The organism is Treponema sp., from assembly GCF_052169735.1.
GTDB lineage: Bacteria > Spirochaetota > Spirochaetia > Treponematales > Treponemataceae > Treponema.
This window is the reverse complement of the sequence record NZ_JBQNBW010000084.1, coordinates 1-7,738: the sequence shown is the minus strand read 5'-3', so window position 1 is coordinate 7,738 and position 7,738 is coordinate 1. Positions and strand designations below refer to the sequence as shown.

General features: G+C 43.0%; 7 protein-coding genes and 2 tRNA genes. All 9 read left to right on the top strand.

The window, feature by feature from the left end:
• The first annotated feature begins 124 nt into the window (after positions 1 to 124).
• The 9 genes from ACTTJ8_RS10880 (at position 125) to ACTTJ8_RS10840 (ending at position 6,939) form a co-directional block, all read left to right on the top strand.
• A tRNA-His gene (locus tag ACTTJ8_RS10880) sits at positions 125 to 196 on the top strand.
• A gap of 65 nt (positions 197 to 261) precedes the next feature.
• Positions 262 to 335 (top strand) — tRNA-Arg (locus ACTTJ8_RS10875).
• Between the two features lie 211 nt (positions 336 to 546).
• Entirely contained in the window at positions 547 to 1,032 is a 486-nt protein-coding gene (locus ACTTJ8_RS10870; RefSeq protein ID WP_442715528.1) for a hypothetical protein, read from the top strand.
• 63 nt (positions 1,033 to 1,095) lie between these two features.
• Positions 1,096 to 1,848: an ABC transporter ATP-binding protein gene (locus ACTTJ8_RS10865; protein WP_442719911.1), complete on the top strand. Its 753-nt coding sequence runs from the start codon at positions 1,096 to 1,098 to the stop codon at positions 1,846 to 1,848.
• Positions 1,849 to 1,857: 9 nt separating this feature from the next.
• Positions 1,858 to 2,097: a DUF2442 domain-containing protein gene (locus ACTTJ8_RS10860; protein WP_442721192.1), complete on the top strand. Its 240-nt coding sequence runs from the start codon at positions 1,858 to 1,860 to the stop codon at positions 2,095 to 2,097.
• A 41-nt stretch (positions 2,098 to 2,138) separates the two neighbouring features.
• Positions 2,139 to 3,671 (top strand): ABC transporter permease, encoded by a 1,533-nt coding sequence (locus ACTTJ8_RS10855; protein ID WP_442721191.1) that lies wholly within the window; start codon positions 2,139 to 2,141, stop codon positions 3,669 to 3,671.
• Positions 3,672 to 3,705: 34 nt separating this feature from the next.
• Positions 3,706 to 5,040 carry an ABC transporter permease gene (locus ACTTJ8_RS10850; protein WP_253823553.1) on the top strand — a complete coding sequence of 445 codons (1,335 nt, stop codon included), beginning with the start codon at positions 3,706 to 3,708 and terminating at the stop codon, positions 5,038 to 5,040.
• 74 nt (positions 5,041 to 5,114) lie between these two features.
• Positions 5,115 to 6,056 (top strand): Rpn family recombination-promoting nuclease/putative transposase, encoded by a 942-nt coding sequence (locus ACTTJ8_RS10845; RefSeq protein WP_442721190.1) that lies wholly within the window; start codon positions 5,115 to 5,117, stop codon positions 6,054 to 6,056.
• Positions 6,057 to 6,159: 103 nt separating this feature from the next.
• Positions 6,160 to 6,939 carry an outer membrane lipoprotein-sorting protein gene (locus tag ACTTJ8_RS10840; protein WP_442721193.1) on the top strand — a complete coding sequence of 260 codons (780 nt, stop codon included), beginning with the start codon at positions 6,160 to 6,162 and terminating at the stop codon, positions 6,937 to 6,939.
• The last annotated feature ends 799 nt before the right edge of the window (positions 6,940 to 7,738 follow it).

Below are 7,738 nucleotides of genomic sequence, written 5' to 3'. Positions count from 1 at the left end.
AGGTGAACCGTTTCTTTTCTCCTTTTTTGGGGCATTTTATTTTACAACTTACCTTTGATCATTTTCACTGAGGAGACTGCTTGACTTTTTTTTGTTTGTTTGGCATACTCTCATCCATTACGCGGTGGGTGTAGTTCAGTGGTAGAGCGCCAGATTGTGGATCTGGTTGTCGTGGGTTCGAACCCCATCACCCACCCTTTTTTACGTTCATGTTATATGGTCCAACGGGCTGCCCGAACCTTTCTTGGCATGGCGGAAAATGCGCTTGTAGCTCAGTTGGATAGAGCAACGGACTTCGAATCCGTAGGTCGCACGTTCGAGCCGTGTCAGGCGCACGTTTTTTCAACTTCTTTTTACTACCGTACTTGTATCCTATCAGTCTCTTTCTATCTATATAGTATACCTTTATGGCGTAGTATTTTTTGTTGCTGTTTTTTTGTAACAGTTTATCTCTTATTTTGTTTAAAATATTTGTCAGACGTAGGTTTTTTTTGTCAGCGTTATAGAATGATAAAAATATTGCCCAAAATTGTATAGGAGATAAATATGATAAAGAAAAGTATCGCGGCAGGTATCGTATTCGCCATTGTAAGCATCAGCGGTTTGTATGCACAGGAGCAAACACCAAAGATGGAACCGATTTTAACCGAAACAGCTGTGAAAGGAGTTATCAAAAATCACGAAAAGCTGCTTGAACGCCTTAATACCATTCTGGACGGCGGGGCTTCTAAAGAAAGGCAATGGTTTGAGTCCTTTCAAGCGGCACTTGCAGAAGACACTAATCCGACGGATTTCCTGAAACAGAATCCGACGCCGAAAAAATTACAAACGCTTTTCCGAAAATACGGGCTTGACGGACAAACAGGGTTATTGCAAATTATAGTGATTGCGTATGTCGTTTTGAATTTCGAATATGGAGATCTTCCTATTGGAATCCATCCTGACGACTTGAAACTCGTGCAAAAATACCATGCGGAACTATCTGAATTGTTTAAGCCGATACCTGTTGAAACAGAAACCGATAGTGAATAGGGTATCGTAATATCGCTCACAATATTGTTTATTTAATTGTCTATTTATTATAGGAGATTATATATGACCATTGTACAAGTTAAGAATTTGCGCAAAACCTATCCATTAGGGAAGGTTTTGGTAGAAGCTGTTAAGGGAATTAATTTTTCCATCGATAGCGGGGAATTTGTTTCCATTTCCGGACCGTCCGGCTCAGGGAAATCCACTACGCTCAATATGATAGGGTTGATAGACACGCCGACCTCCGGTGAGCTTATTATCAATGGAGAAACAATTTATCAAGAAAAAGACTTTGCCTCTCTTTCCAAACGGAAAAACAAGGGCTTAAAAATTCCGCCAAAGCTCGACAAGCGGATCACTCAGCTGCGCCACGAGTATCTGGGCTTTATCTTTCAATCCTTTAACCTGATTCCTGTTTTGGATGTATACGAAAACATCGAGTTTCCCCTTTTGTTCGGTAAGGCGAAAGAAAGCAAAGAAAAGAGTAAGGAATGGATTGAGCACCTCATTGAAAAGGTCGGATTGAGCGAATGGACGCACCATAAATCGAACGAGCTTTCAGGCGGTCAGCGGCAGCGCGTTGCTATTGCCCGTGCCTTGGTTACCAAGCCTGCATTGGTGCTTGCCGACGAACCCACTGCAAACCTCGATTCCAAAACCGGCGATCAGATTCTTGCACTGATGAAGGATATGAGCCGTGAGTTTAATACCACCTTTATCTTTTCTACTCATGATGCCAAAATCGTCAATATGACCGACCACCGCATCAAAATCTTAGACGGAAACGTCGTCGAGGACACGAAGGTTAATGGGTAATTTATATCTATGATTTATCCGACGGAAGTGCAGTATTTACATGATTATGAATTGTTGATTACGTTTTCGAACGGAGAAAAAAGGGTTTATGATGGGCAGGATGATATAACGCAAGGAATATTCACTCAGTTGAGAAACAAAGCGTTCTTTGCTCGTGCCCGTATAGAACGGGGCACGGTCGTATGGAATGATGAACTGGATATAGCACCGGAAGCGTTGTATGCTGAAAGTGTTCTATGTACGGAGTAGAGGCATCATCCTTAATTATGAATTAAATTGAAGAGGATATAATGAATAAAACGATTTTTAAGTTGGCGTTGAAAAATCTTTTTTCGCATAAGACAAAGACGCTGATCATTATGATTTTGATCGGGCTCGGCAGCTTTTTGGTGGTGTTGGGACTCGGTGTGCTGAATTTCGCCGAAAAGCAAACAAAGAATGTATGCGAAAGCGATTTTTGCGGTGATATTTTTATTACCGGAAAACCCTCCGATCAAGACGTGAATGTAACAATTGCCGGTGCCTATAAAAATGTCAATACGGGAAAATTACCTTCGATGCCGTATCTGTCAAAGATAGAAAAGATTGAGGCAAAGTTACATGATATGCCGGAAGCTTCGGTGTTTACGCGGGGAATGGTTGTCGGGTATGGTATGCTGCGTCCGGCTGACCTTTCCGACACGTGGGAGCCTAAGGGTGAAAACTTTTCGTATAATCCCTATGCAACGACGCTCGGTATTGAGCCTTCTTCATACAAAAAAACATTTGAGACAATCAAAGTGTATGAAGGTGAATTTCCCGATTCCGACGGTACGGAATTTATCCTGCTGCCGCAAAAGGTAAAAGAAAAGTACGAGAAATATTATGAACGGGAATTGCATGTTGGAGATGATGTTGTGGTGATGAGCTTTGGAGAAAAAGCAAAGCTGCGCAAAATAAGAGTGAGCGGCTTTTTTACCTTTGCACATTCTGATACGGCAATTCAGGCGGTACTGTATACGGATATCAACAGCGCCCGTATGCTTGCAGGTGTAACAATGGGTGCTCGTACCGTTACGGAAATTCCTCAGTCAATCGATCTCAGCCTTGCAGAGAAAAGCGAAGACGACTTGTTCTCCGATGATGCAGTCGGTGTCACCGAAGAGGCGGAAAGCATCACTGAAAAAAAAGCGACTGCGGAAGATTTGGAAAATATTTTAGGCAGTACGGAGCTGCGCAATCAGCTCAATATGGCGGACACCGATGCATGGCACTTTGTAACGGTTAAGCTGAAAGATCCTTCAAAAACACCCCGGGTGATTGCAGATTTGAATAAATGGTTTGCAGAAGAAGGTCTTATAGCACAAGCGCTTCCGTGGGATAAAGCAGTGGTGCAGTATGCTGCTGCGATAAAAATGACACGGACGCTGATGATCGCGGTGCTGGTATTGCTTGCAGTTGTGGTGCTCATCGTCATTATGAATACGCTTGTCGTTTCTGTTATGGAGCGGACGGCAGAAATCGGCACAATGCGTGCCATCGGAGCAAAGCGTTCATTTGTCAGGCGGCTCTTTTATACGGAGTCGTTTTTACTTTCGTGCGTTGGGGCTCTGTGCGGGATTGCTCTTGCGATTATCGCAGGGTTCATCTTTAATGCGTTGGGAATCAGACTTCCGAATGAAACGATGGCTGTTATGTTCGGCGGTTATAAAATCCAGACAGCTATATCGCCGGTTGCAGTATTGAATACACTTGCCGCTATGCTTGCCGCCGGAGTAATTGCAAATTGGTATCCGGTTGGACTTGCATTAAAGATCAGCCCATTGGAAGCCATCAACAAATAAGGCACTATTAATGAAGGCATTTTAAGGAAAGATTATGAATATATTAAAGATTGCATTTCGGAATTTAAATAGGCAAAAACGGCGCAGTATGTTGTTGGTTATTGCGATTGTATTTGCGTTTCTTATTGTAACATTGATCGACGGACTGTCGGCAGGCGCCCGTAAGAGTTTGGAATATCAGATTGCAAAGATTATCGGCGGGCATGTCTATGTAACCGGGGCAGAAAAGGCAGCGGACAAGACAGAAGATGATAAGGCGAATGAATACCTTCCTCCCGAAAGTGTTGAGCTTGTGCATAGAATCATCAAAGAAGAAAAAATTGATGCATTGTATACAACTGTACGTGCACAGCGTTACGGCACGCTGATTTTTGCAGGGAATCAGTTGACTGCTCAAATTGCAGGCTGCAAATTCGATGAGGAAGAAGCCTTACGCAATAGTTTTGCGTTTAAAGAAGGCGGATGGGAGAATGTAACCATAGAAAACGCTCTTTTTATCCCTCAAAAAACCGCCGAAGCGCTGAATGTCGCTTTGAATGATGTTATCCTTTATGAAATGACTACGTTAAGCGGACAGGCAACGGTTGCGGAATTTCAAATAGCTGGTATCTATCAGGATCAAAGCCAGTTTGATCAAATACAGTTTTATGCGAACTTCGATTATCTCAATAAAATTGCCGAAATTCCCGAAGGGTGTGTTGCTCAGTTCGGTATTTTCTTGAGAGATGAAAACCAGCAAGATGCTGTTGCGTCCATTTTTGAAAAGCGCCTTGCCGAATACGGTCCCGTTACCAGCCGTGAACTGGCGGCGCAGTTTAACCCAACCTCTCCCGGGCAGGAACTGCTGCGGCAGTTGAATGAAGGAAAGTGGGACGGAACGAAATACGCCGTTATGACTTTCTACGATTTTGCGCCGCAGATGGTAACGCTGTCTCAGACGATACAGTGGGTCAGTCTCGGTGTGCTGTTGGTATTGCTGCTCGTTACGATGATCGGTATTTCCAATACATTCAGGATGGTGGTACATGAGCGGAAGGGCGAAATCGGTACGATGCGTTCTTGCGGTGTCAGCAGGGGAAAGGTGAGTCTTTTATTTCTTGCAGAAGCAGGCTTTCTTTCGGTTATCGGCGCCGCAGCGGGCTTTGTGCTTGCGCTGCTCGTTATGCTGATTATCAGCCTTATCCCCATATCGATTGACTCGGTACTCAGTATGCTTACAACGAATGGGCATTTTTTGTGGATACTCTCGCCGACCGTTATCTGCTTAAAATTCCTGCTAACGGCTTTCTTAGCAATCCTTGCAGCGCTCGGCCCCGCAATCCGTGCAGCCAACATGATTCCTGCGGAAGCATTGCGGTCGAGCAAGTAAATTGAGGCTGTGTTTTTTGCAGAAACAAAGTTCGCAGATCTTTGCTGCGAACTATCGATGATGAGGATCGGAATATGAATAATCAAAATCTCAGTTTGCAGTATAAGCTTGAAAAATTTACTGCAAGAAATGATTACGCTTTCAAAAAGCTCTTTGGTACCTATGAAAATCAAGATATTATGATTGAATTTATTTCTTTGGTAACAAAAATAAACAAAAACGATTTCAAAGATGTGCAAATTGAAAACAGTGAACTGTATCCCAAATTTTTTGATGATAAAGCAGGACGTCTTGATATAAAAATCTTACTACAGGATGGACAAAAAATTGATATTGAGATGCAGAATATCTATTTTGATTATTATGCAAAACGCAGTATTTTCTATTGGACTGAACTGCTGACCGAGAATTTTAAACATGGAGCCGACTACTCAGAATTAAATAAGTGCATTGCTATTAATATTTTAAATCAGCCATTTAAATTGACGGATAAACTTCATTCGCTTTATAAAATACTGGAATGGGAAGATCATAGTTTACTGGACGATATTTTTGAGATACACTTCTTTGATTTGACAAAAGTAAATGATATGAATATGACAGAATTGGAAAAATGGCTGTTATTTATCAAAACGGAGGATAGCGAGGTGCGGACACAGTTGGCTCAGGAAAATCCTGTGATGGCAAAAGCTAATGAAGTTATGAACAGTTTTTATCTTGACGATAAAGAGCGAGAGCGCTATATAGCTGCAAGACGATATGAAAGCGATCGTATTTCCATGATCCATGAATCCGAGCGGAAAGGTCTAGAGCGCGGTATCCAGCAAGGCTTAGAACAAGGTATCCAGCGAGGACTGGAACAAGGTATCCAGCGAGGTAAACAAGAAGGATTCAAGGAAGGATTACATCAAAAGGCTATTGAGACAGCAAAGAAGCTATTGACAATTGGTTTATCAATGGAAGATATTGCGAAAGTAACGAGTTTGACCATAGAGGACGTGAAAAGTTTAACGTAAGCTGCTATTGTATAGCGTCCGAGTTTTTCTGTTGGATAAATGCAAAAAATTTGGTTCTTAAAGTAAGAAAACCGCCACAAGCGTTTTATAGGAGGAGACTATGATGAACTACAAAGCAATGATGAAAAAATACACCGCAGTTTTTTTTGCCGCGGTCTTGTGTACACTGCCGTGTTCGCTTTCAGCGCAAATACCGAGTACGGAAGAGATGTATGGTATTCTGGAAAAACAATACTCAGCGGGTAACTTTGATAAGGATATTACCTGTACACTTTCGCTGATTATCGAAAAACCGAATGAACCGAAATCTGCGCAGCAGTATAAATTGTTCCGGCGTGATACACAGGATCAAACGACGCTTGTACAGCTTGCACCTGAAGCAGATAAAGGAACGGGGTATATGCAGGAAAAGAACAACCTCTGGGTGTATGATCCAACCTCGCATCAATTTACCCACTCTTCGCTTAAACGCACTATCGGGGATTCCGACGCAAATGTTTCGGATGTAAAGAAGCGATCGGAATTTAGACGGACGTATGAAATTACGGACATAGGGGAAACAAAACTCGGCAAGTTTGACGTATATGCAGTTACGCTCAAGACCCTTCTTTCCGATGCAAAATATGCACAGGAAAAATTCTTTGTACGTAAAGATGATCCGCTTATTCTAAAAATCGAAAGCTATGGCTCAAGCGGACGGCTGATGCGTACCACGCTTCTACCTAAATACGTCAAAATTGGTAATTTCAACTGGCCTGCGCACTCTATTTATATTAACGAAATCAACAAAGGTGAAAAAACTACGCAAATACTTTCCGATTTTGACGCCTCCGACATACCGGATGTGGTGTTTACGAAGGCCTATCTTGAAAAGATCAATTAACTTTTGCAAATAGACGGTACATCTGCGTTGTCGCTACGCCGAAATAAATGCTCAACGTATCACAGATACGCCTCCGCTTTATTTCGGCTAGGCTCCTAGCATCTGTGCCGTCTATTTGCAAACGCGCTGGAGGGGCATATCTGCGTTGTCGCTTCATCAAAAGTGTGCATCCGTGTACACTTTTGATGGCGCGTTTCAGCTGACGCTGAAACATCGCTTCTGTTTAAACTGGCGACATCCTTGCCGCTGCTGAAGTAAATACTCGACGTATCAGAACCGCCACGGATGGTGGGGGAGTAAATCAGTAACGAGTTTAGACATAAGGCTAAACTCGTAGCTAAAGGATATACACGGATGTATATCCTTTGGCGTGCCTGCGGGTGTTTTTTGTGCGCTCCTAGCATCTGTGCCGTCTATTTGCAAAAGCGCTGGAGGGACACATCTACTTCGTTACTGCGCACAAATTAATCCTCAACGTATCAGAACGGACAGGGATGTCCGTGGTTCCAAGCAGAAGCAAGTTTGCTCCTGCAAACTTGTAGCCCAAGAATGGGCAAGGACGCACATTCTTGGGCGTGCCTGCGGTTAATTTGTGCTCGTGCCTCGTAGTTTCAGAACGGACAAGGATGTCCGTGGTTATAAACAAGAGCGAGATTTGTGTTATGCACAAATCTCGTCGTTGAGAAACGTACAGGGAGGTACGTTTCTCAACAGGCTATTTGCAAAAGCGCTGGAGAGGCAAAACGGACAAGGATGTCCGGGATGATAACCAGTAGCGAGTTTTTCGTCGGAAAAACTC